Genomic DNA, 23,568 nt, shown 5'->3' on the forward strand with positions numbered 1-23,568 from the left:
GTAACAAAAAAAGAAATTCTTCTCATTTACATTGGCTTGAAATAAAGTGTACTGACTAGTACACTTTATTCCATTCATCAACCGTGCTCAAATCGGTTAAACTTACAGGGATTTTTAGCATGCCTAAAATACTGCTTTATCTCGGTAGTTTACTATTTATAATCAGTGTGTTAGTGCTAAACATTCCAAGTTGGCAACAATTTGATGTTGCCAGTGTGGAGTTTTTAAGTACCCAGCGCACCGCACATTTGAATCAATTGGCAATCACACTTTCTGTATTAGGTGGCATGCCATTTGTATTATTTTTAACCTGCCTATGGTGTTTCTATTTGGCATGGTATAAAAAATACACAAAAATTGTTTTTATCAGTGTAGGACTGGTCGTAAGTATTGCGCTTTCATGGCTGCTCAAATACCTATTCGCGCGACCTCGCCCGCCTGAAGCATTGCATTTGGTGGAAACTTTTGGCGCATCATTTCCAAGCGCTCATAGTTTTTATGCTGCAACTTTAGGTTGTTTGGTGATTTACCTGAGTTTGCAACATCCAGCGCATAAAATTTTGTCTGTGTGCGCGTGGTTATGGATGTTGCTGATGGGCATTTCCCGTGTGTATCTGGGAGTGCACTATCCTTCAGATGTCCTCTCTGGTTGGAGCATAAGTTTTATTTGGATCACATTGTGGTATCTGTTTTGCGCTCAATATCTGCAAGACAAACCAATACATAAGTTTAGATAAAAATCTAATAGAGGTGAAAGAATGATGTCTGCAAAGCTTTGGGCTCCTGCCCTGACTGCTTGCGCATTAGCCACAAGTTTAGCACTTGTGGGTTGTAGCAAAGATCCAAAAGATGCACAGCAAGCAGGTGCAGCTCAGCAAATGCCACCGACTGAGGTTGGCGTACTGGTGGCACAGCCACAAAGCGTGGAACAGTCTGTAGAACTGTCTGGACGTACCACAGCCTTTGAAATTTCAGAAGTTCGCCCACAAACCAGTGGTGTGGTTCTGAAACGTTTATTTACCGAAGGCAGCTACGTGCGTGAGGGTCAGGCGCTTTATGAAATTGACTCACGTACCAACCGTGCCAGTCTAGACAGTAGCCGTGCAGCACTCACCCGCCAGCAAGCGCAATTGAATGTGTTACGCATTAAAGAAGGTCGTTACCGTCAGTTGGTAGGCAGCAATGCAATCTCTAAACAAGAATATGATGACATTGTGGCACAGGTAAAACTTGCCGAAGCCGATGTTGCTGCGACTCAAGCAGAAGTACGCAATGCCGAAATTAACCTAGGCTATTCGACTGTACGTGCCCCAATTTCAGGGCAAACTAACCGCTCTACTGTGACTGCAGGTGCATTGGTTACGGCTAGTCAGGCGGAACCGTTGGTGACGATTCAACGCTTAGACCCAATTTATGTAGACATCAATCAGTCCAGCGCAGAGTTACTACGTTTACGTCAGCAATTGAGCCAAGGTAGTTTAAATAGCAGCAACAACACCAAAGTAAAATTAAAACTTGAAGATGGCAGCTACTACCCTGTTGAAGGTCGTTTGGCTTTTTCTGATGCCAGCGTGAACCCAGAAACAGGCACCGTGACTTTACGCGCCGTGTTCCCAAATTCAAATCATTTATTATTGCCGGGTATGTTTGCCACTGCGCAAATTGTGCAAGGTGTGATTCCTAACGCAATCTTAATTCCACAAGCTGCGATTAGCCGTACCCCAACAGGTCAGGCAATGGCAATGATTGTGAATGCCAAAGGTATTGTTGAACCGCGTCCTGTGACCACAGTTGGTACGCAAGGCAGCAACTGGATTGTGACTGAAGGTTTGCAAACTGGCGATAAAGTGATTGTCGAAGGTATTGCCAAAGTAAAACCTGAACAGCAAGTGGTCGCTAAGCCGTATCAACCGCAAGGCGCTGCTGCACCAGCAAAATCGGGGGATGCCAAACCAGCCTCAGAAGCCCAAGCAACTGAATCAAAAGCTACTTCAAATACATAAGGAGTAGACGTTAATGGCTCACTTTTTTATTCATCGCCCCATTTTTGCATGGGTGATTTCATTGGTAATCATGTTGGCGGGGATTATTACCCTCACCAATATGCCAATTGCCCAATATCCGACCATTGCACCGCCAACGGTCACCATTGCTGCAACCTATCCGGGTGCATCTGCTGAAACTGTGGAAAACACAGTAACGCAAATTATTGAACAACAAATGAACGGCTTGGATGGTCTGCGCTATATTTCATCCAACAGTGCGGGGAACGGTTCTGCATCCATTACGTTAAACTTTGAACAAGGTATCGACCCAGATATTGCACAGGTTCAAGTACAGAACAAATTGCAATCTGCTACGGCGCTCTTGCCTGATGATGTGCAACGTCAAGGCGTGAAAGTGACCAAATCAGGAGCGAGCTTCTTACAGGTTCTCGCTTTTTATTCACCTGATGAAAGCCTGTCTGCCGATGATATTAAAGACTATGTTAACTCTAACATTTCTGAACCGCTGAGCCGTGTTGCAGGTGTGGGTGAAGTACAAGTCTTTGGTGGCTCATACGCGATGCGTATTTGGATGGACCCTGCCAAAATGGCGAGCTTGCAAGTCACACCAAGTGATATTGCTCAAGCGATTCGTACCCAAAACGCACAGGTTGCGGTAGGTCAATTGGGCGGCGCACCTGCAATTCAAGGTCAGGCTTTGAATGCTACAGTAACTGCGCAAAGCTTGCTGCAAACACCTGAACAATTCAGCAATATTTTTCTAAAAAATACCGCTTCAGGCGCTCAAGTGCGCTTGGGTGATGTGGCACGAATTGAACTTGGTGCAGACAACTATCAGTTTATTTCTAAATACAACGGCAAGCCTGCGGGCGGTGTCGCAATTAAATTATCTACAGGTGCTAACGCCCTAGATACTGCTGCTGCTGTGGAAGAACGCCTCAAGCAATTACGTCCTAACTACCCTGCGGGTTTAAAGGATGAGTTGGCTTTTGATACCACGCCATTTATTGAACTTTCGATTAAGAGTGTTGTTAAAACCTTAATTGAAGCGATCATTTTGGTCTTTATTGTGATGTTCCTGTTCTTGCAGAACTGGCGCGCCACAATTATTCCAACTATGGCCGTACCTGTGGTGGTACTGGGTACCTTTGCCGTGATCAACATGTTTGGCTTCTCGATTAACACCCTGACCATGTTTGCCATGGTACTGGCGATTGGTCTATTGGTCGATGACGCAATTGTCGTGGTGGAAAACGTAGAACGTGTCATGGTCGAAGAACATCTTGACCCTGTGGCGGCGACTGAAAAGTCGATGAAACAGATTTCAGGCGCACTGATCGGGATTACCTCGGTATTGTCTGCGGTATTCGTACCTATGGCATTCTTTGGTGGGACTACAGGCGTTATTTATCGTCAATTCTCAATTACGCTTGTGACTGCAATGGTGTTGTCACTGGTCGTAGCGTTGACCTTTACCCCTGCCCTATGTGCCACGATTCTTAAACAACACGATCCAAACAAGCCTGAAAGCAACGGTATTTTTGCGCGTTTCTTCCGCTGGTTTAACCGCAGTTTCGATAAGCTCTCGGTTAAATATCAAGGTGGTGTTAACCGCATGACGCATCATAAAATCTTCTCGGGGGTTTTATATGCAGTGGTACTGGGCATTATTGTGCTAGTGTTCCAAAAACTACCATCATCATTCTTGCCTGATGAAGATCAGGGCGTGGTGATGACATTGGTACAACTCCCACCAAATGCAACTTTGGAACGTACTGACGCCACCATGACCAGCATGACCAACTTTTTCAGAGAAAATGAAAAAGAGCATGTGCAGTCGGTATTTAGTGTTTCAGGCTTCTCTTTCTCAGGCGTTGGTCAAAACGCAGGTATGGCGTTCATTAAGTTAAAAGACTGGAGTGAGCGTACAAGCCCTGAATCTCAAGTTGGTGCAATTATCCAGCGTGGTATGGCACTGAACATGATTGTGAAAGATGCCACTTACATCATGCCATTACAGCTTCCTGCGATGCCAGAATTAGGTGTCAGCTCAGGCTTTAACTTGCAACTAAAAGATGCTGCGGGCAATGGTCATGAAAAACTCACCATGGCACGTAATATTGTGTTGGGTGAAGCATCTAAAGACCCTCGCTTAATGGGCGTACGTCCAAATGGTCAAGAAGATACACCACAGTACCGTATTATTATTGACCAAGCGCAAGCAGGTGCGGCAGGTGTCAGCATTGCTGAAATCAACAGCACCATGGGCATGGCTTGGGGTGGTTCGTACATCAATGACTTTATTGACCGTGGTCGCGTGAAAAAAGTCTATGTGCAAGCCGAATCTGATTCACGCATGATGCCTGAAGACCTGAACAAGTGGTATGTCCGCAACAACCGTGGTGAAATGGTGCCATTCTCTGCCTTTGCAACAGGTGAATGGACTTATGGTTCACCTCGTTTGGAACGCTATAACGGCGTATCTGCCAAGAACATTCAGGGTGCACCTGCGCCAGGTGTCAGCTCTGGTGAAGCCATGCAAGCGATGGAAGAAATTGTCGCAAAACTTCCATCTATGGGCTTAAACGGCTTTGACTATGAATGGACAGGTTTATCACTTGAAGAACGTGAATCGGGCGATCAGGCACCATTCCTCTATGCACTGTCATTACTGATTGTATTCTTGTGTTTGGCAGCCTTGTATGAAAGCTGGTCTATTCCATTCTCGGTGCTGTTGGTGGTACCGTTGGGTATTGTCGGAGCATTATTGCTTACCTTCGGGGGCATGATCTTGTTCAAAAACCCGAACCTATCCAACAACATTTACTTCCAAGTGGCGATTATTGCCGTGATTGGTTTATCTGCCAAAAACGCGATTTTGATTGTGGAGTTTGCCAAAGAGCTACAAGAAAAAGGTGAAGACCTGTTTGAAGCGACCTTGCATGCTGCAAAAATGCGTTTACGTCCAATCATTATGACCACTTTAGCCTTTGGTTTTGGTGTATTGCCGCTTGCACTTTCTTCAGGTGCAGGTGCAGGTAGCCAACACTCGGTCGGTTATGGTGTTTTAGGTGGTGTGATTAGCTCAACCTTGTTAGGGATCTTCTTTATTCCTGTATTCTATGTCTGGATTAGAAGTATCTTTAAATACAAACCAAAACAACAAAATAATCAGGAGCATGTATCGTGATGCAAAACTTATGGTCGCATACAGGCCGTGGTATTGCGGTTTCTGCCCTCGCGCTTGCTTTGACAGCCTGTCAAAGTATGCGTGGGCCAGAGCCCGTCGCTCAGACAAGTATTCCAAGCAGCTATACTGCTGCTGCATCGGGTACTTCAGTGGCTGAACAAGGTTATAAAGATTTCTTTGCCGATCAACGCTTATTACAAGTCTTGGATATGGCATTGAACAATAACCGTGATTTACGCACAGCGACGCTGAATATCCAACGTGCCCAACAAGCCTATCAAATTACCGAAAACAACCAGTTACCTACCATTGGTGCTAGCGGTGGCGTACTGCGTCAAGATCAAGGTACTGCTTTAGGCACACACACACGCTATAACGTTGGTTTAGGTGTAACTGCCTACGAACTAGATTTTTGGGGTCGTGTACGCAGCTTAAAAGACAATGCATTAGATAACTTCTTGGCAACTCAAAGCTCGCGTGATGCCACACAAATTGCCTTGATTGGTCAGGTGGCGCAAGCATGGCTCAACTATTCTTTTGCCAATGCCAATTTAAAACTGGCAGACCAAACCTTAAAAACACAGCTTGAGTCTTATAACCTCAACAAAAAGCGTTTTGATGTCGGCATTGATAGTGAATTACCTGTCCGTCAGGCACAAATTTCAGTTGAAACTGCACGTAATGATGTCGCCAACTACAAAACCCAAGTCGCGCAAGCACAAAACTTGCTGAACTTGTTGGTGGGCGAACAAGTTCCAAGTGCGTTATTGCCAACGCAACGTGTGACGCGCATTACCAAAACTACCGCAATTGACGCTGGTTTACCAAGTGACTTGCTGAATAACCGTCCTGATATTCGTACTGCAGAGTATCGACTATCGGCTGCGGGTGCCAATATTGGTGCAGCAAAAGCACGTTTATTCCCAAGCATTAGCCTCACGGGCAATGCAGGCTATGCATCAACTGACTTGAGTGATTTGTTTAAATCAGGCAGTTTTGTTTGGGCAGTGGGCCCGAGCATCGACTTGCCAATTTTTGATTGGGGCACACGCCAAGCCAACATCAAAATTTCAGAAACGGATCAACAAATTGCTTTGGCTGACTATGAAAAATCAATTCAGTCTGCATTCCGTGAAGTGAATGATGCTTTGGCAGTTCGTCAAAATATTGGTGATCGTTTAGCGGCACAAAAACGCTTGGTTGATGCGACCAATACCACTTATAAATTATCTAATGCACGCTTCCGCGCAGGCATTGACAACTATTTAACCGTGTTGGATGCACAGCGTACGTCTTATGCAGCAGAACAAGGTTTATTGTTGTTGGAACAAGCCAATTTGAACAATCAGGTGGAGTTGTATAAATCTTTGGGTGGCGGTGTGAAAGCCAACACTTCAGATGCTACTTTGCAACCTGCATCATCGGCAGAACGTAAAGCGCAATAAGCCTTTGCGTCTACCTTAAATTTGCTGCTTAACAGCTCAATACATACAGACACATACAGACTAAATCAGCTCACTTCGGTGGGCTTTTTTATTGCTTTTTGCCAGTACATTTCATATCTTCAATACGTCTTGTTTTTAAATATTAGAATCTTATGTTGCTCAGTAATCTTGAATCTGTACCAGGTCATCGTATTTCACGGCAAATTGATGTGGTCTATGGCAGCACCGTACGCAGTAAGCATGTGGGGCGTGACTTCTTGGCAGGACTCAAAAATATTGTCGGTGGTGAATTAACGGCTTATACCGAATTACTAGAAGAATCACGCCAAGAAGCGATGGATCGTATGATTGCAAAAGCACGTGGTTTAGGTGCCAATGCTATTGTTGGGATTCGCTTTTCTACCTCGAACATTGCCCAAGGTGCTTCGGAATTATTTGTTTACGGTACAGCAGTGGTGGTCGAGGCAGATATTCCTAAACTTCCAGACCCATTTCCAGCATCACACTAAAGTAAAGATTATTGGACAGGAATAACATCACATGGATAATTTAATTCTGCAAATTGTTGTCTTTGCGATTTTATTTGCTGTAGGCTTTGGTTTTGGGCGACGCAACGAACGCAAGCATTTCAAATATTTAGCCGAGCAAGAACTGCGTTTAAGCTATATTCAGATTGATAATAACCGCTTCCAGACCAGTCCCAATTTTGGGCAATTGATACATAGTAATGTGGTCATTTCTCACGATTATTTTAAGTTTGTGATTGCCAATATTCAGAACTTCTTTGGCGGGCGTTTGACCAGTTATGAAAGTATTGTCGAGCGGGCGCGTCGTGAAGCCATCGTCCGTTTAAAATTAGAAGCTGAAAAAATGGGCGCAAATCATATTATGGGGCTGCGTTTAAGCACCACAGAATTGGGGGTGCAAGGCGGCATGGTCGAAGTCTTTGCTTATGGAACTGCGGTTCAAAATAGCGTTAGTCAATTCTCTGCAAAACGCTGAGTACATCTTTCAGCGTTTGTAAAGAATTTAGTATAAATACTGATCTCGATAAGGCTGAGGAATTTGATATTGCCGACCATCAAATTTTAAAGTGAAACGCTGTTGAGTAGACACTCGTTTAGTTTCTTTGCAATTTTCTAAATCGCCCGACATTTCATAATGTTGAATACGATCACGTAATTGCATATCAAAATATTGTCGAGTTGTATTTCGCAAGATCATTAAAATAGCTTTGCTTTCTATTACTTTGGCATTACAACGTGTATCGGTTTCTGCCTGATAGCGCGCTACGATTAAGCCGTTTAAAATTTTCTTGTTATGTTGTAAATCATATAAATCGAGTACTTGCGCCGAAAAAGGATTGGCACTTGAACGTCCTGCATAATTCCTTCTTAAACCAATTGCCCTTAAGCTTTCAGAAACTTGATACGGCGCCAAATCTAAATGGATAGAACGCAGTTCAATTGCATCTGAAGGCAAAAGCTCTTTCACGTGATAGATTGAATGAAGCTTTTGCGTTTTACTATTTACGGTTAAAAAAGTCAGCTGATAATCATCTACAGGTTGATCATCTTTTGTCTGAGTTTCAGCATAAGCAATTAAAGTTTGTTCAGTAACATTGGGGAAATCTGCACAAGCCAAAAAGTCCTCATTCACTGTGGTTGTATTTGTGTGCTGTCGTAAAATCTTTTCAATATATTCAGGTTGTTTACACAACGAATCATCGTTTGTTTGTAATTTGGCAAATGTCGTTTGAGTCATCCCTAAGAAAGCGAAAAGCCACGCGCTGATAAAAAAAACCTTTCATTATTAAACGCATGGCTCATCCTTCTTTTTGTTTTTATTATTTTATTTTGAAGTCACTTTGATTAAAAATTACTTCACTTTGGTTTTACGAATCATTTTATATAAAGTACTTGGCGATAAACGCGACACCAACACGCCCAGTTTTTCTTTAGCGCCCCCGACCACGATATATTCATCGCCTGCCATGAGTGCTTTAACTGTATTTTTAGCAAAAACATCGGCATCTAAACCATTTTCAATGGCTTCATCTTGATGTCCTTGTGGTTTGCCTTCACCATTCAACGCATTAAAAGACACCTTGGTATTCACAAATCCTGGGAAAACAACTGAAACCTGTACGCCCTGCTCTGCTACTTCTGCACGCAAACTATTCGCCCACATGTGAATGGCACTTTTCGCTGCAGAATATGACGCGCGATATTGCGTACCCAATAATGCTGCAACACTAGATACAAAAATAATGCGACCATGTTTTTGCTGTAAAAAGGTCGGCAAGACAGTTTTGGTCAGAAAGACCTGAGAGAAATAATCCACTTCCATAATGGTGCGTTCAGTCTGCATAGTGGTATCGGCAATTAAAGCGCGCTGACTTAAACCTGCATTATTAATTAGCCAGTCAATGCGTCCTTTACGTGCCAAAACTTGTTCATACGCATGTAACACCTGACTTTCATTGGTAATATCTGCACATACAGAAAGATGACGTTCAGGATTCAGCAAACTCACGCGTACTTTTTCAAGTTCTTCATAACGACGTGCGGTTAAAATCACTTGTGCACCTTGTAAAGCACACTCTTTTGCCAATGCCTTACCAATGCCAGAAGATGCACCTGTAATCCACACCACTTTATGTTCCAAGTTTTCCCGTTTTGCCATAACCGTTTGTCCGCGTTATTTAAAAATTTAAGTCATCAAAATTTAAGTCTTAGGTTTTGCAGGATGCTGCAAAAACCCAAGAAAATGGTTTAAATATATCTCTGCACTTTCCAAATCGAATTGCGCACCCATTTTTTCTAGGCGTTTATACCCCAGTTGCGTAGTCAAATGAATCACGCCGTTTAAAGTTTTATCGACCACCAAATTAAATTTCAGCATTTTTTTCGGATCACGAATTAAATAACCCACGCCCTGATCAATAATTTGAGTAAACCCTTTAAATGCAGGCGCAATACATGCACTGTTGCCCTGCCGAATTTGCTCAATACAACCCAACGTTTCTTTCATAACAATACTATCGACAGGATAAGTCACAAAACCTTGCCCTTCCTGCTGATACATCATGCTTGCCAGATAATTCACCATAGGCGTTAAGCGTTCATTGCCAAAAAACGACACCGACCATGGCATATATTTTTGCATGGTTTGTATGACTTGCTGAATAATTTTTTCAGATTCACCATCCAGTGAATGACTAGAACGTGACAATTCACCAAAAAGTTGCTCAATAATTTCACAAGAAATATCGGTCAGTACCGCCCCCAAAGCTTTAGATAAACTTTCCGATTCACCTGCATTGAGTTGTTGATGAATGTGTTGAAATCTTTGATATGTTTCTGGTTTTAATTTTAAAGATACAGCATAAGTCATAACTGAACTTGCCTATTTTGACCGTATTGATGTGTTTTCATCTATTTTAAAATCCATTGCTTAAACCCAGTTTAAAACAGTGTTACAGGCAACGGAGAACTTGAAGTTTTTATCATACTTGTCGCCCATCATACGATGAGTTTGCCCAACTGCCAATTGCGATAAGTTTGGCTGAGTTGAATCTCGCTTAGCGGGCAATTTTTTTGCTACAATAGTTGCAATTTTTTATTCACTTTTAACCTGTTCTTACTATGACTGATTCAGCGCAAAATATTGCTACAACCTACGATCCTACCGAGATCGAGAAAAAATGGTACAAGACTTGGGAAGAAAACGGCTACTTTAAGCCGTCTGAAAAAGGCGAATCATTCTGTATCATGATTCCGCCGCCAAACGTCACAGGTAGCTTGCACATGGGTCATGGTTTTAACAACGCCATTATGGATGCCCTCACGCGCTTTAACCGTATGTCGGGTAAAAATACTTTATGGCAACCGGGTACAGACCACGCGGGTATTGCCACACAAATGGTAGTAGAGCGTCAATTGGGCGCACAAAATATCAGCCGCCATGACTTAGGTCGTGAAAAATTCATCGAAAAAGTCTGGGAATGGAAAGAACAATCTGGCGGTAACATTACCCGTCAAATCCGCCGTTTAGGTTCTTCGGTAGATTGGTCACGTGAACGCTTCACTATGGACGAAGGCTTATCGAATGCGGTGAAAGAAGTTTTCGTGAAATTACACGAAGAAGGTTTAATTTACCGCGGCAAACGCCTTGTAAACTGGGATCCAAAATTACAAACTGCCCTTTCTGACTTAGAAGTTGAGTCGGATAAAGAAGAACAAGGTTCATTGTGGCACTTCAAATATTTCTTTGAAGATAAATCACTACGCACTCACGATGGTAAAGATCACATTGTAGTGGCAACCACTCGTCCTGAAACATTGCTGGGTGATACTGCGGTTGCGGTTGCCCTTGATGATGAGCGTTACTCGCACCTTGTTGGTCAAAACATCATCCTCCCAATTACAGGTCGTGCCGTTCCAATCGTAAAAGATGAGTATGTCGATAAAGAATTCGGTACAGGTTGTGTAAAAATTACCCCTGCACACGACTTCAATGACTATGAAGTGGGTAAACGCTGCGAATTGCCAATCATCAATATCTTCAACAAAAATGCTGAAGTATTGGCTGAGTTTGAATATATCGCAAAAGCCGGCGAACAAATTTCTAAAACCATTCCTGCACCTGCAGATTACATCGGTTTAGAGCGTTTTGAAGCACGTAAGAAACTGGTTGAGCAAGCGGAAGCTGAAGGCTGGTTAGATCAGATCCAACCGTACACGCTAAAACCACCTCGCGGTGACCGTTCAGGTGTGATTGTTGAGCCATTATTGACCGACCAATGGTATGTCAAAATTGCACCGTTGGCGCAGCCTGCAATTGAAGCAGTGAAAGATGGTCGCATCAAGTTCGTGCCTGAACAATACAGCAACATGTACATGGCGTGGATGAACAACATTCAGGACTGGTGTATCTCGCGTCAATTGTGGTGGGGGCATCGTATTCCCGCTTGGTACGATGCTGAAGGTAACGTATTCGTTGGTCGTGACGAAGCAGAAGTTCGTGCGAAAAACAACATCCCCGCTGACGTTGAATTGAACCAAGACGAAGACGTACTCGATACATGGTTCTCATCAGGTCTGTGGACATTCTCAACTTTAGGCTGGACAGGCGATGCTGAAAAAGACAAAGCTAACTACTTCTTAAATACCTTCCATCCAACAGATGTATTGGTCACTGGTTTCGACATCATCTTCTTCTGGGTGGCGCGTATGATCATGATGACCATGCACTTCATGAAGAATGAAGATGGCACGCCACAAGTACCGTTCAAAACAGTTTACGTTCACGGTTTGGTACGTGACAGCGAAGGTCAAAAAATGTCGAAGTCTAAGGGCAACGTGCTTGACCCATTAGACTTGATTGACGGTGTAGATCTTGAAACTTTAGTACAGAAACGTACGACGGGTTTGATGAACCCGAAACAAGCAGCGAAAATTGAAAAATCGACCCGCAAAGAATTCCCAGAAGGGATTCAGGCTTATGGCACAGACGCGGTTCGTTTTACCTTCTGCGCATTGGCAAATACAGGTCGTGACATCAAGTTTGATATGAAACGTGTGGAAGGTTATCGTAACTTTGCCAACAAAATTTGGAATGCTACCCGTTTTGTATTGATGAATGTTGAAGGTCAAACGGTTGGTCAAGAGGCACGTCAAGACCTTTGGGAATTGCCTGAACAGTGGATTGTGAGCCGTTTACAAAAGGCAGAGCAAGCTGTTCATCAAGCGTTTGCAACTTACCGTTTAGACTTGGCTGCGCAAGCGATTTATGACTTTATTTGGAATGAATACTGCGACTGGTATGTAGAGCTAACCAAACCTGTTCTGAATGATGAGTCTGTTTCTGAAGAACGCAAAGCCGAAGTTCGTCGTGTATTGCTTGCGGTGATGGAAGCTTCTTTACGTCTTGCTCATCCAATCATGCCGTACTTAACTGAAGAAATTTGGCAAACCCTTGCGCCAATGATTGGCTTGGGTGGCGAAACCATTATGTTGGCAAACTACCCTGTTGCAGATGAAGCCAAAATCAACGAACAAGCCGAAGCAGATATGCAATGGCTACAAGGTTTGATTGGTGCGGTGCGTAACATTCGTGGTGAAATGGGTCTAGGTAATGCACGTTTATTGCCTGTACTTTTACAGAACACGACTGAAGCAGAAAAAGCACAAATTTCTCGTATTGAACCGTTGTTTAAAGCATTGGCGAAAGTTGAAAGCATTACCTTCTTGGCAGATGGTGAACAACCACCATTGTCTTCTTCTTCTGTAGTCGGTCACGTGTCTGTATTCGTTCCAATGAAGGGTTTGATTGACCCGAAAGCAGAATTGGGTCGTCTACAAAAAGACTTAGACAAGGTTCAAAAGCAGCATGACCAAATTGCAACTAAACTTGCAAATGAAGGTTTTGTGGCGAAAGCCCCTGCGGCTGTGGTTGAAGGCGAGAAAGTGAAACTTGCTGAATTTGCAGATCAGTTAGCGAAAATTAAAGCGAATATGGAGCAGATTGCAGCGCTTTAATGTGTTGTTAGTTTGATCTAATTTGTGTATAAAGGGCTGATTATTCAGCCCTTTGTTTTTCAATATGAGCCAAGATGACATCAATAAATATAAAATTCTATTTGAAGTTTCCAAGCATGAATATCAACTAGAGATCGATAGAAGTAAATCACTGGATGATAAAGCAATTAAATATTCAACAATGGTTGGTATTGTGATAGTTGCCTACTCAGCAGCACTAACCAAGTTAGAAACTTTTACTGCTTATGCTTGCACTTCATTAACTAAATGGATTTTATATATTTTATGTGTAATCTTGTTTATAGCAATTCTAAGCTGTTGGTATAAAATTGCAAAAGTACTTAGTCTTTCTGCACTAGAAAAAGTTCCGTTGGATGACACCAATTTAATTAACACTTTTATGGATAATGACGAAAGAACATGCCTGTGGTATATGGGAGAAATTTATCAGGATTTAATTTCTCGAAATGCCCAAATGCTTGAAGACAAAGTTATTGCTTTAGAAAAAGCTTATTCAGAGATTAATTGTGCAGCAGCTATTTTTAGCATATTATGTCTATATCTATTAATTTTATGGTTAACGGGAGAATGCAATGTCCAGACATACACAGAACTCTCAAAACTCTACATCAAGAAATAATCAAAATACTTTAACAACCCTAACAGCTTCTAGCCGTCCTAGACCTACATGGGTTAAAGATTCTGTTAATTTACCGTCAAATTACAGAGTAACTACGGAAAGTGCTGATCCCCGTGTAGATTTTGAATCAAGCAATCGTCGATAATTTTCAAAATACCTCTTTAATAAAAGAGGTATTTTTCAATTCAGAACACACCTGCCACAAATCCTCCAACACCACATCCACCCTTCCCAACACATCAGAATTCCAATACTGCACGACAGTTAAGCCCAAAGTCTCAAAAACTGAGTGCGCTCGACATCATAAGCCTGACCATTTTCCGTATTGTGCTGACCGCCATTCAACTCAATGACCAAGCCAATCTCATGACAGTAAAAATCTACAATATACGGTTCAATCATCTACGGACGTCTAAATTTGAGCACCATAAAGCGTTTGCACTAAGTAGTTGCCACAGCAAATTTTCAGCATCCGTAGCAGCATGACGCATAGATTTGGCAAATTGTAATAGTTGTGAATTCATCTTCTGATTCATTATTTTTGTATTTATAGTTTTTAGGCAATATAACAAATTTCTATGTTTCTAAACCACTAAAATAATTGCAGTTCTTTACTCAAAACCACTATTTTACCCACTCAATTTAAGCATAGTATCAAGCATCAAAATAACAAAATAGACAATCTATGGATTGGTTCACCATCTTCATTCACGACACCACATGGACATTTGTTGCAGAATTAATGATTCGTGCTGCACTCATGTTTGGCATGATTATTCTATTTTTACGCCTCACAGGAAAACGCGGAGTACGCCAGCTTTCTATTTTTGAATTGGCCATTATTTTATCGCTCGGTTCTATTGCGGGCGACCCTATGTTCACTGAAGATTTACCCTTGGTACATGCCTTGGTGGTGATGACAGTGGTGATTGGGATGTATCGCCTGACCACATGGCTCATGATGAAATACCAACCCTTTGAAGATTTGATTGAAGGTAAATCGCTATATATTGTAGAAGATGGTGAATTGGTCTTAGAAAAAATTAAGTACGGTAAAATGTCGCATGATGAATTCTTTGCCGAAATGCGCCAACAAGGCGTGGAGCATTTAGGGCAAGTACGTGTTGGCTTACTAGAAAGTGATGGAAAATTCAGCATGTTGTTTTTTCATGGCGGTGCCACACGCTATGGTTTACCCTTATTCCCTAAAGCTTACCAACCCGTGAACCGCACAACTCCAAACACGTATTATGCCTGCATGTATTGTGGGCATGTCCGTTTACTTGAACACGCCAATGAAGTCTGTCCGCGTTGTAATCACCAACAATGGACACTGGCAATCAATACTGCATATCGCAGCTAGAATATGTTGATTTTAGCTGCAACACACCTCTATGCGACTTAAATTGTCGCAGGATTGTCATAATTTAACGTTATACTGCCTGCGCTGCAGAAGAGAAGCACTGAAAGCGCAAATAATAATTTTTGAAAATACAAAAACGAGGTCGGTATTGGCTTTAATGTGGATACCTTTTATACTCCAGCGACTCTTTAAAGGTCGCTTTTATTTTTTCCACGCAATGACTTTTTAACGTGGTTTAGGTCTGTCATCCTGTCTTGATGATCTACCTTGTTATTCAAGTGCTGATGATTGAACGCTTTTCGCAAGCTTTGCCCATTTCCAGATCAGTACAAAGCATAGAATCGCAACAATACAAATCAACAGTAAATAATTCGCGTAGCCTAAAGCATCGCCTAAGATTCCACTCAGGGTATAAAGTACCCCGCTCACAGTCGCCATAATCGCAACCTGAAATGTAAAGTCGGTCCCTGCGTATTGTTTACGGCTGTACTGCATAATCAAGGTCAGCATCACCACAAGTAACATGGCAGAGCACAAATCTTCTGCAGCATTAATGCTATAAATCAGCCAGTGTGCAACATCAACTTGCTGTTCATACAATTCAGCCAAATAAGCATAGGCCACTAAACTCAAAATTTTAAGCACAGAAAAAATGATGAGGGCATGCGCTCTAGACCACCATTTCAGCATCAACCCTGCGATGCCTGCACCCAACAAAGCGGCCATTGCTCCCAACATGGTCACATAAATGCCAATTTGAGAAAAGCTTAAGCCTAAATCTACCATTAAAGGTTTTAATAAAGGGCCAGCCAAACCATCGGCAATTTTAAAGCTGAGTAACACCCATAGCCATGCGTACAGTACAGGCGTTTCCACAAAATAGCGCAGATATTCACGAATCGCAGCAAGACGTGCGTGAAATGACATTTTACTTTGAGCTTGAACAAGCACTTGTTTAGCAGCATGTTGTGGCTCTTTAAACATTAAAATTGGCAAGGTATTTAAAAACACCAATCCCGCTAAAATTAAGAAAGTTTTTTGCCAATCTAGCCAATCCAATGCCCACAGAATTGCACCACCACCCACAATAAAGCCCAGTCGTGAACCAACCACCTGAAAGATATTACCCCAATGTTGCTGTTTGGCTTGTAAAATATTGACCGCCAAACCATCGGTGGCAATATCTTGGGTTGCACCGACCAAGTTCATACCGAGCAAAGCCACAAAAAACACCCACAAATATATAGGATGATTTAAGGACTCAATCGGTAAAAAGGACAGCCCAATCAGCACCAAAACACTCAGCCACTGGCACGGCAAAATCCAGCTACGATAATGCCCAAAATATGAATGTCCAAAGCGATCCACCAAAGGTGCCCAAAACACTTTGATTGACCATGGCAGCATTAACAAACCGAAACCGCCAATATGTGCCAAAGACACACCTTGCGCACGTAAAATCACAGGCAAGGCATGGGTCATAAAACCAACAGGCAAGCCCTGCGCCCAATACAGAGAAAATAACAACAAATAAGTTTGGCGCAAATTGGGCATAGCATCTCAATTTAGATATGGGCAAAAGATCAAAAAAACGCAGTACTACACTAAAATTTTGAATAATGGATTGTTATTTTTCATCACTTTCACATTCAGATTTCGACTATTTTGCCAATGAATCAGACAAAGCGAAAGTCTAATATCTTGAATAGATTTAGATTCATGCGTCATGATATTGGGTATTTATTGTTGTTAATCACGCACGTCAGGATGACATCGCATTCATGAAAATCACCAATCCTTTTGCACGCAGTGCACGGCAATTTCCACAGTTACCCGACCAAGTTCCACAACGTGGAACAGCCAGCAGTCGTGCTTTATTTAAAAATATTTTTTTGGCGCAAGGCTGGCAAATGGTGGGCGAATTTCCCAACTTGCCCAAAGCAGTTGCTATTATCTCACCGCATACGTCAAATATTGATGCGTGGCATGGTTTTACCGCCCTACTCGGTTTAGGTATTCAAATTACTATTTTTGGTAAGCACACTTTATTTGAAACCCCACTCAAGCCACTTTTAAACTGGATTGGGGTAATTCCTGTGGTGCACCATTCTCCTCAAGGACATACCCAAGATATTATTGATATTGTACGAAAAAAAGAAAAAATCTGGATTGGTATGGCGCCCGAAGGCACACGTAAACAAGCCGAAAATATCCGCAGTGGCTTTTACCATATTGCCTACGGCGCCAATATCCCAATTGTGATGTTCTCTTTTGATTATGCACACAAAACCATTCATATTTTGGGCGTGTTTCATCCTACGGGCGATTATGCTCAAGATTTAGATGCAATTTATACGCAATATCACGGCAAGTTTTCGGCTAAAAATCCACATTGGTTGGCAAAACCGTTACAAAAGCTTTTGAAAAAGGGCTAGTCAAAGTTTCTATTTTTTGTTCAGATGGGCGCAATATTCTTTGATCTAAATTTAGATTTGATATGCAACTGATTCGTTATTCTTTAGTGGGCGTACTAGCTCTAACTTTGGCTGGCTGCGACAAAACAACAAAAACACCGCCAAGCACCACACCTATCCAAGCACGTGAACCTGTAATTGCACTGGCGCTGGGTGGCGGTGGTGCTAAAGGTTTTGCACATATTGGCGTCATTAAAGTTTTAGAGTCTCACGGGATTAAACCAAAAATTGTCACAGGCACCAGTGCAGGCAGCTTTGTCGGCAGTTTATACGCCAGTGGTAAAAGTCCTTATCAGCTCCAACATATTGCCCTAACCTTTAAAGAATCCGACATTCGTGATTTAACCTTAAACCGTCAGGGTTTTATTGCAGGTCAAAAGTTACAAGACTTTGTCAATCAACACGTGGCAAATAAACCGATTGAAAAATTTCCAATTCGTTTTGCTGCCGTTGCCACACGTTTAGATAATGGACGTAAAGCCGACTTTATTAAAGGCAATGCTGGTCAAGCCGTACGTGCCTCTTGCAGTATTCCGAATGTTTTTGTACCTGCCACCATTGGCGGAACACAATATGTGGATGGCGGCTTGGTCAGCCCAATTCCCGTACAGACGGCTAAAGCGATGGGTGCCGACTTAGTCATTGCAGTGGATATTTCTGCACGTCCGACAGGCAATCAACCTGTCAGCATGTGGGGCTTACTCGATCAAACCCTCAATATTATGGGGCAGCAAAGCATCAATCAGGAATTGGCGCAGGCCAATATCGTGATTCAACCTAAAGTTGGACATATTGGTACTCTAGATTTAAAAGCCAGTAACCAAACCATTTTAGAAGGTGAAAAAGCCGCACAATTACAGGTCAAAGCAATTCTGCAAGCCATCAATAACTTTAAAAAATCACCTGCCGCGCTGAAACCTGCACCGCGTCCGAAATTTTAGGATTCAGTGATTTTTTTAATATTCATAAACTTATTGATCTGTTAAAGTGATGAGAGCGCATCTTTTTAAGTCGATGCGTTTCTCTAAGCAATTAGAATTAACCAATCGTAAAAATACGCGAGTAGATGTATGGAATTCGTTCTTGAACCTTGGCACTGGTTTGTACTAGGCGTTCTGTTAATGCTTTCAGAACTGGTCTTGCCTGCGTTTGCCGCTTTATGGTTTGGTATTGGGGCAGTCATGGTCGGTATTTTATACTGGATGTTCCCCATGATGGGTACCACCACCCAATTGGTGATGTGGATTATCTTGTCGGTACTGTGTACCTTGGCGTGGTTTAAATTTATCAAACCCTTATCTACCGATAAAACCAAAGCAGGCTTGTCACGCGAAGCCACTATTGGACAAATTGGCATGGTTATTCAAACCAACTTGGAACATGATCAAATTAAAGTCCGTTTCCCGATGCCCGTACTTGGTTCAGACGAATGGAACTGCCGCACCACAAGCCCTGTGCAAGTGGGAGATCGTATTCGCGTGATTGATATTTTGGGTAATGATTTGGTGGTGCAGCCGCATCACAGCGCACATGACAACGAAAAAGTGAGAAATTAAAATGTCTGGTGGATCTATTATTGTTTTAGCGATTTTAGCCTTTGTTGGAATTACCATTTTTAAAGGCGTGCGAATTGTTCCGCAAGGTTATAAGTGGATTGTGCAACGTCTGGGTAAATACCACACCACACTTGCACCGGGACTTAACTTCGTCATTCCTTATGTCGATGAAGTGGCCTATAAAGTCACCACCAAAGATATTGTATTAGATATTCCATCTCAGGAAGTCATTACCCGTGACAACGCAGTTCTGCTCATGAATGCGGTAGCGTACATTAATCTCACGACTCCTGAAAAAGCAGTGTATGGCATTGAAAACTATACTTGGGCGATTCAAAACCTTGTTCAAACCTCATTGCGTTCTATTGTGGGTGAAATGGATTTGGATGATGCCTTGTCTTCGCGCGATCACATCAAAGCCAAACTCAAAGCAGCCATTTCTGATGATATTTCAGACTGGGGAATTACCCTTAAAACTGTAGAAATTCAGGATATTAAACCATCGCATACCATGCAGGCAGCTATGGAAGAACAAGCTGCAGCAGAACGTCAGCGTCGTGCTACCGTAACCAAAGCCGATGGTGAAAAACAAGCGGCTATTTTAGAAGCCGATGGTCGTTTGGAAGCTTCACGTCGTGATGCAGAAGCGCAAGTTGTATTGGCAGAATCTTCTCAACGTGCCATTGAAATGGTCAGCTCTGCGGTAGGTGATAAAGAAATTCCTGTGGCGTACTTATTGGGTGAGCAATATGTAAAAGCCATGCAAGATATGGCGAAATCCAACAATGCCAAAACTGTGGTCTTACCTGCAGATGTCCTGAATACCATTCGTGGTGTTATGGGTCGCAATAATCCATAAGCAAATCAGATAAACATCAAGATGATAGGCAGCTTTCAAGCTGCCTATTTTATGCCCATTCAGAAAAAAATCTGAAATATTTTTTAATGTATGGTTAAATTTCGCGTTTCTTGATGAAATCAGCACCGCAGATGAGATCTCTGCACTCACAAAATTGAGTGACTCACGTCTAGCAGCAGTCTGTATTTTCATCGACTGTCCAAAACCCAAATGGATACTGTATGAGCGCACTCAACCCCACCATTATTACTTTCCTGTTTTATATTGTCGCCATGATTGTCATTGGTTTATTAGCTTATCGCGCGACTCGAAATTTCTCGGACTACATTTTAGGTGGTCGTCGCCTTGGCAGTTTTGTCACTGCACTTTCTGCAGGCGCATCCGATATGAGTGGCTGGTTGCTGATGGGCTTACCCGGTGCCATTTATCTTTCAGGTTTGTCTGAAATGTGGATTGCCGTTGGTCTGATTATTGGCGCATGGCTAAACTGGCTTTTGGTGGCAGGTCGTTTACGAGTACACACCGAAGTACAGCACAATGCACTGACTTTGCCTGATTATTTTTCTAACCGTTTTAATGATCAAAGAAAAATTTTAAGGATTGTATCTGCCTGCGTAATTCTAATTTTCTTTGCGATTTATTGTGCTTCGGGCATGGTTGCAGGTGCGCGCTTATTTGAAAGTATGTTTGATCTGCCTTATAGCACTGCATTGTGGATTAGTGCTATTGCCACCATCAGCTATGTGTTTATTGGTGGTTTCTTGGCAGTCAGCTGGACGGACACCATTCAGGCTGGCTTGATGATTTTTGCGCTCTTGCTGACCCCTATCATTACCCTACTCAGCTTTTCTGACCTAAGCCAAGTCACACTTGCTTTAGAAGCGGCTCGTCCGCAGGCGCTGAATTTAGTCGGAGATTTAAGCTGGGTCGCGATCATTTCCCTCATGGCATGGGGCTTAGGCTATTTTGGACAGCCACATATTTTAGTGCGTTTTATGGCAGTTGATTCAGTCAAGTCTATTCCGAATGCACGTCGTATTGGCATGACATGGATGACCTTATGTTTAGGCGGTGCGGTGGCTGCGGGCTTTTTTGGTATCGCCTACTTCCAGCAACATCCTGAACTGGCAAGTGTGGTCAATGCCAATCCTGAAACAGTATTTATGGAATTGACCAAAATCCTGTTTAATCCGTGGGTGGCAGGTGTGGTACTGGCTGCAATTTTAGCTGCTGTGATGAGTACCCTAAGCTGTCAACTTTTGGTCTGTTCAAGTACTTTAACCGAAGATTTTTACAAATCGTTCCTGCGTAAAAATGCCTCACAAAATGAATTGGTGTGGGTCGGACGCGGCATGGTACTCATGATTGCGCTGCTTGCTATTTGGATGGCGGGTAATCCTGAATCAAAAGTCTTGGGATTGGTTTCTTATGCTTGGGCAGGCTTCGGTGCAGCATTTGGTCCACTAATCATTTTGTCTTTGTTCTGGAAACGCATGACTTTAAATGGTGCATTGGCGGGGATGGTTGTCGGCGCACTTATGGTCATTCTTTGGAAAAACCTTTGGGCAGATACGGGTATTTATGAAATTATTCCGGGCTTTGTCTGTTCTTGGATTGCGATTGTCGTGGTGAGTTTATTGGGTAAAGCGCCAAGTCATGAAGTGACAGACCGTTTTGAACAGGCCGATCAGCAATATAAAGAATCGCACTAAGCTGTAGATTGATCTGCATAGAGATAAAAAAGCGATAAAAAACCAGTGCCTTGAACTGCACTGGTTTTTATGTCTGAGAAAAGTTTTAGTACACTCAAATCAAGTCAATGAATCTGTAGTTTTCTCTTTCTCTGCTGCGACTTTTTTTCTTGCCTTACTAAACCGTTTGGCAGGCCAAACCATCATAAAACGTGCACCACCCAAGTTTGGACTCTGATCGACTTCAATTTTCCCACCAAACCAATAAGCAATACGGCTCACAATAGATAAACCTAAACCATAACCACCTGAAGCACGGGTGCGGCTGTCATCTAAACGAGCAAAGGCTTCAAATACACGTTCTCGGTCTTGTTCGGGAATCCCCGGCCCATCATCTTCCACACAAACATAGGCCATGCCTTGTTCGTTAATACCGCCACTGATCAAGACTTTATGGTCACAGTAACGGACTGCATTGCCCACCAAGTTCTGTACCACACGGTGCAAGTAACGGCGTTCAGCTTCCACTTCCAAAGTCACAGGTGGGGCAAGCAATTGAATATCTTTTTGGGTTTTCAATGCTTCTGTTTCCGTAGCCACCTGCTCTAGCACTTCAACCAAAACGATCTTTTCAATTTCTAAAGATGGCATGCCCTGTTCAAGTTTGGCATAGGTCATGATCTCATCAATCAAGGTGTTTAAAGCCTCAATATCTTTATCAATCATTTCGACTTGCTGTAAGCGATATTCGTAATCATCTTCTTCTGCCAGCATTTCCATACCAAAACGAATACGTGCCACAGGCGTGCGCAGCTCATGCGATACAGCGCGCATCAGTTCACGCTGCGCTTCAATCAAACGCTGAATATGGTCAGACATGCTGTTATAGCTAGATGCCAAACTTGCCATTTCATCTGTGCCATCTACAGGCAAACGCATGTTTAAATCACCCGATTTGGTGCGGTTTAAGGCATAGTTCACTTGGCGGATCTTACGTTGCATAGGCAAGATCAAACCATAAACCCCCAAGCTCAACATAAACATACTGAGCAAGGTAATGCCTGCTGCCAACTGGAATGGCATCCAGTTAAATAACGGCACAGGCCCTAAAACCAAGACTTCTGAGGGTGAATTTGGCATCGGTGACACAATCGAGATGGTTGTACCACGCACGGTGGCATTGTCACGATATAAAATAATGCTGTGATCGAGTCTTAAACGCCCAATCTGTTCAGAATCGAGTGGCAGTTCCTGAATATTTTTAATATTGACCGGATAAGAAAAGTGCTGCTGAATTTTGGCTAGATATTCTTTTTCCTGACCCGGGTAATACACCAAATAATCTAAAACAAAAATCGGCAAAGCTTTCATTTGCCGTTCTGTAATTTTATCTGCCTTGATATATAAATAATGATTTGGATCATCTTTCATACCCAAAATAATATAGGCAATCATATTTTCGGCATTATAGCGCACAGCCGCTTTACGTTCTTTAATCCGTCTAAGCTCTGCGCGCGACAAATCTACTTTGTCTGCCTGCACATAGTAGATGGGCAATTCCAGCAAATCGGATGCATCAGAAATCCAGTCTTTCTTTTGCTGTTCGTTTTGCTGTCGTGCAATCCCTTCACTAATAATATAAGCCATACCATCAGTTAAAGACTCACGATATTCTTGCGCACGCTGATAGTTGATGATTTGCACCAATAAGTACGCCAAAATGGCAACTACTGCAACTAAGATCACCAATCCTGCATATATGCGCAAGAATATACTGTGTTTAAGCACAAAATCCGTCCTAT

19 protein-coding genes and 1 pseudogene are annotated in these 23,568 nt (G+C 42.6%); 14 read left to right on the forward strand and 6 right to left on the reverse strand.

Features of this window, described 5'->3' with window-relative positions:
* Positions 1–119: 119 nt before the first annotated feature.
* The 6 genes from FTT71_RS02600 to FTT71_RS02625 all read left to right on the forward strand — a co-directional run bounded on the left by FTT71_RS02600 (position 120) and on the right by FTT71_RS02625 (position 7,643).
* Positions 120–737 carry a phosphatase PAP2 family protein gene (locus FTT71_RS02600; protein ID WP_004972280.1) on the forward strand — a complete coding sequence of 206 codons (618 nt, stop codon included), beginning with the start codon at positions 120–122 and terminating at the stop codon, positions 735–737.
* A 21-nt stretch (positions 738–758) separates the two neighbouring features.
* Positions 759–2,003, forward strand: a complete 1,245-nt coding sequence (locus tag FTT71_RS02605) for an efflux RND transporter periplasmic adaptor subunit (protein ID WP_167845836.1) — start codon at positions 759–761, stop codon at positions 2,001–2,003.
* 13 nt (positions 2,004–2,016) lie between these two features.
* Positions 2,017–5,196 (forward strand): efflux RND transporter permease subunit, encoded by a 3,180-nt coding sequence (locus FTT71_RS02610; protein WP_004972283.1) that lies wholly within the window; start codon positions 2,017–2,019, stop codon positions 5,194–5,196.
* Positions 5,196–6,641 carry a multidrug efflux RND transporter AdeIJK outer membrane channel subunit AdeK gene (adeK, locus tag FTT71_RS02615; protein ID WP_180072285.1) on the forward strand — a complete coding sequence of 482 codons (1,446 nt, stop codon included), beginning with the start codon at positions 5,196–5,198 and terminating at the stop codon, positions 6,639–6,641. The genes FTT71_RS02610 and adeK overlap by 1 nt, the downstream gene beginning before the upstream one ends.
* 152 nt (positions 6,642–6,793) lie before the next feature.
* Entirely contained in the window at positions 6,794–7,150 is a 357-nt protein-coding gene (locus tag FTT71_RS02620) for a YbjQ family protein (RefSeq protein WP_004972285.1), read from the forward strand.
* A gap of 31 nt (positions 7,151–7,181) precedes the next feature.
* Positions 7,182–7,643 (forward strand): YbjQ family protein, encoded by a 462-nt coding sequence (locus FTT71_RS02625; protein ID WP_180160684.1) that lies wholly within the window; start codon positions 7,182–7,184, stop codon positions 7,641–7,643.
* A gap of 27 nt (positions 7,644–7,670) precedes the next feature.
* Here FTT71_RS02625 and FTT71_RS02630 read toward each other — a convergent pair whose 3' ends face one another.
* The 3 genes from FTT71_RS02630 to FTT71_RS02640 all read right to left on the reverse strand — a co-directional run bounded on the left by FTT71_RS02630 (position 7,671) and on the right by FTT71_RS02640 (position 10,037).
* Entirely contained in the window at positions 7,671–8,405 is a 735-nt protein-coding gene (locus FTT71_RS02630; RefSeq protein ID WP_096902728.1) for a hypothetical protein, read from the reverse strand.
* Between the two features lie 114 nt (positions 8,406–8,519).
* Positions 8,520–9,326, reverse strand: coding sequence for an SDR family NAD(P)-dependent oxidoreductase (locus FTT71_RS02635; RefSeq protein WP_096902729.1), 807 nt, complete (start codon positions 9,324–9,326; stop codon positions 8,520–8,522).
* A gap of 42 nt (positions 9,327–9,368) precedes the next feature.
* On the reverse strand, positions 9,369–10,037 hold the full coding sequence (locus FTT71_RS02640) for a hypothetical protein (protein WP_004972289.1): 669 nt from the start codon (positions 10,035–10,037) through the stop codon (positions 9,369–9,371).
* A 251-nt stretch (positions 10,038–10,288) separates the two neighbouring features.
* Between FTT71_RS02640 and FTT71_RS02645 the strand changes: the two genes are divergently transcribed.
* Together FTT71_RS02645 and FTT71_RS02650 are read left to right on the forward strand one after the other, a co-directional pair.
* The gene (locus FTT71_RS02645) at positions 10,289–13,183 is read left to right on the forward strand and encodes a valine--tRNA ligase (RefSeq protein WP_180160685.1); all 2,895 of its coding nucleotides are present in this window, start codon (positions 10,289–10,291) and stop codon (positions 13,181–13,183) included.
* A 64-nt stretch (positions 13,184–13,247) separates the two neighbouring features.
* Entirely contained in the window at positions 13,248–13,823 is a 576-nt protein-coding gene (locus FTT71_RS02650) for a hypothetical protein (RefSeq protein ID WP_136144609.1), read from the forward strand.
* Positions 13,824–13,971: 148 nt separating this feature from the next.
* Here the strand turns inward: FTT71_RS02650 and FTT71_RS02655 are convergent.
* Positions 13,972–14,359: pseudogene (locus FTT71_RS02655) on the reverse strand (endonuclease domain-containing protein).
* A 149-nt stretch (positions 14,360–14,508) separates the two neighbouring features.
* Here FTT71_RS02655 and FTT71_RS02660 point away from each other — a divergent pair.
* On the forward strand, positions 14,509–15,186 hold the full coding sequence (locus tag FTT71_RS02660) for a YetF domain-containing protein (RefSeq protein WP_131260696.1): 678 nt from the start codon (positions 14,509–14,511) through the stop codon (positions 15,184–15,186).
* A gap of 270 nt (positions 15,187–15,456) precedes the next feature.
* Here FTT71_RS02660 and FTT71_RS02665 read toward each other — a convergent pair whose 3' ends face one another.
* Positions 15,457–16,740 (reverse strand): MFS transporter, encoded by a 1,284-nt coding sequence (locus FTT71_RS02665; protein ID WP_180158694.1) that lies wholly within the window; start codon positions 16,738–16,740, stop codon positions 15,457–15,459.
* A 227-nt stretch (positions 16,741–16,967) separates the two neighbouring features.
* Here FTT71_RS02665 and FTT71_RS02670 point away from each other — a divergent pair, with 227 nt between their 5' ends.
* The 5 genes from FTT71_RS02670 (at position 16,968) to putP (ending at position 21,787) form a co-directional block, all read left to right on the forward strand.
* A complete protein-coding gene (locus FTT71_RS02670; protein WP_180158695.1) occupies positions 16,968–17,621 on the forward strand; it encodes a 1-acyl-sn-glycerol-3-phosphate acyltransferase in 654 nt (217 codons plus the stop codon).
* A 62-nt stretch (positions 17,622–17,683) separates the two neighbouring features.
* Entirely contained in the window at positions 17,684–18,601 is a 918-nt protein-coding gene (locus FTT71_RS02675) for a patatin-like phospholipase family protein (protein WP_096902052.1), read from the forward strand.
* A gap of 129 nt (positions 18,602–18,730) precedes the next feature.
* Complete coding sequence (locus tag FTT71_RS02680) at positions 18,731–19,216, forward strand: NfeD family protein (protein WP_096902094.1); 486 nt, start codon at positions 18,731–18,733, stop codon at positions 19,214–19,216.
* 1 nt (position 19,217) lies between these two features.
* Complete coding sequence (locus tag FTT71_RS02685) at positions 19,218–20,075, forward strand: SPFH domain-containing protein (protein WP_004972306.1); 858 nt, start codon at positions 19,218–19,220, stop codon at positions 20,073–20,075.
* A gap of 221 nt (positions 20,076–20,296) precedes the next feature.
* The gene (gene putP, locus FTT71_RS02690; protein ID WP_154320988.1) at positions 20,297–21,787 is read left to right on the forward strand and encodes a sodium/proline symporter PutP; all 1,491 of its coding nucleotides are present in this window, start codon (positions 20,297–20,299) and stop codon (positions 21,785–21,787) included.
* 99 nt (positions 21,788–21,886) lie between these two features.
* On the opposite strand, the gene bfmS is transcribed toward putP, so the two are convergent.
* Entirely contained in the window at positions 21,887–23,554 is a 1,668-nt protein-coding gene (gene bfmS, locus FTT71_RS02695) for a sensor histidine kinase BfmS (RefSeq protein WP_096902056.1), read from the reverse strand.
* Positions 23,555–23,568: the final 14 nt, after the last annotated feature.

The sequence above is a fragment of the Acinetobacter sp. YH01004 genome (assembly GCF_013420455.1).
In the GTDB taxonomy this organism is placed as follows: domain Bacteria; phylum Pseudomonadota; class Gammaproteobacteria; order Pseudomonadales; family Moraxellaceae; genus Acinetobacter; species Acinetobacter towneri.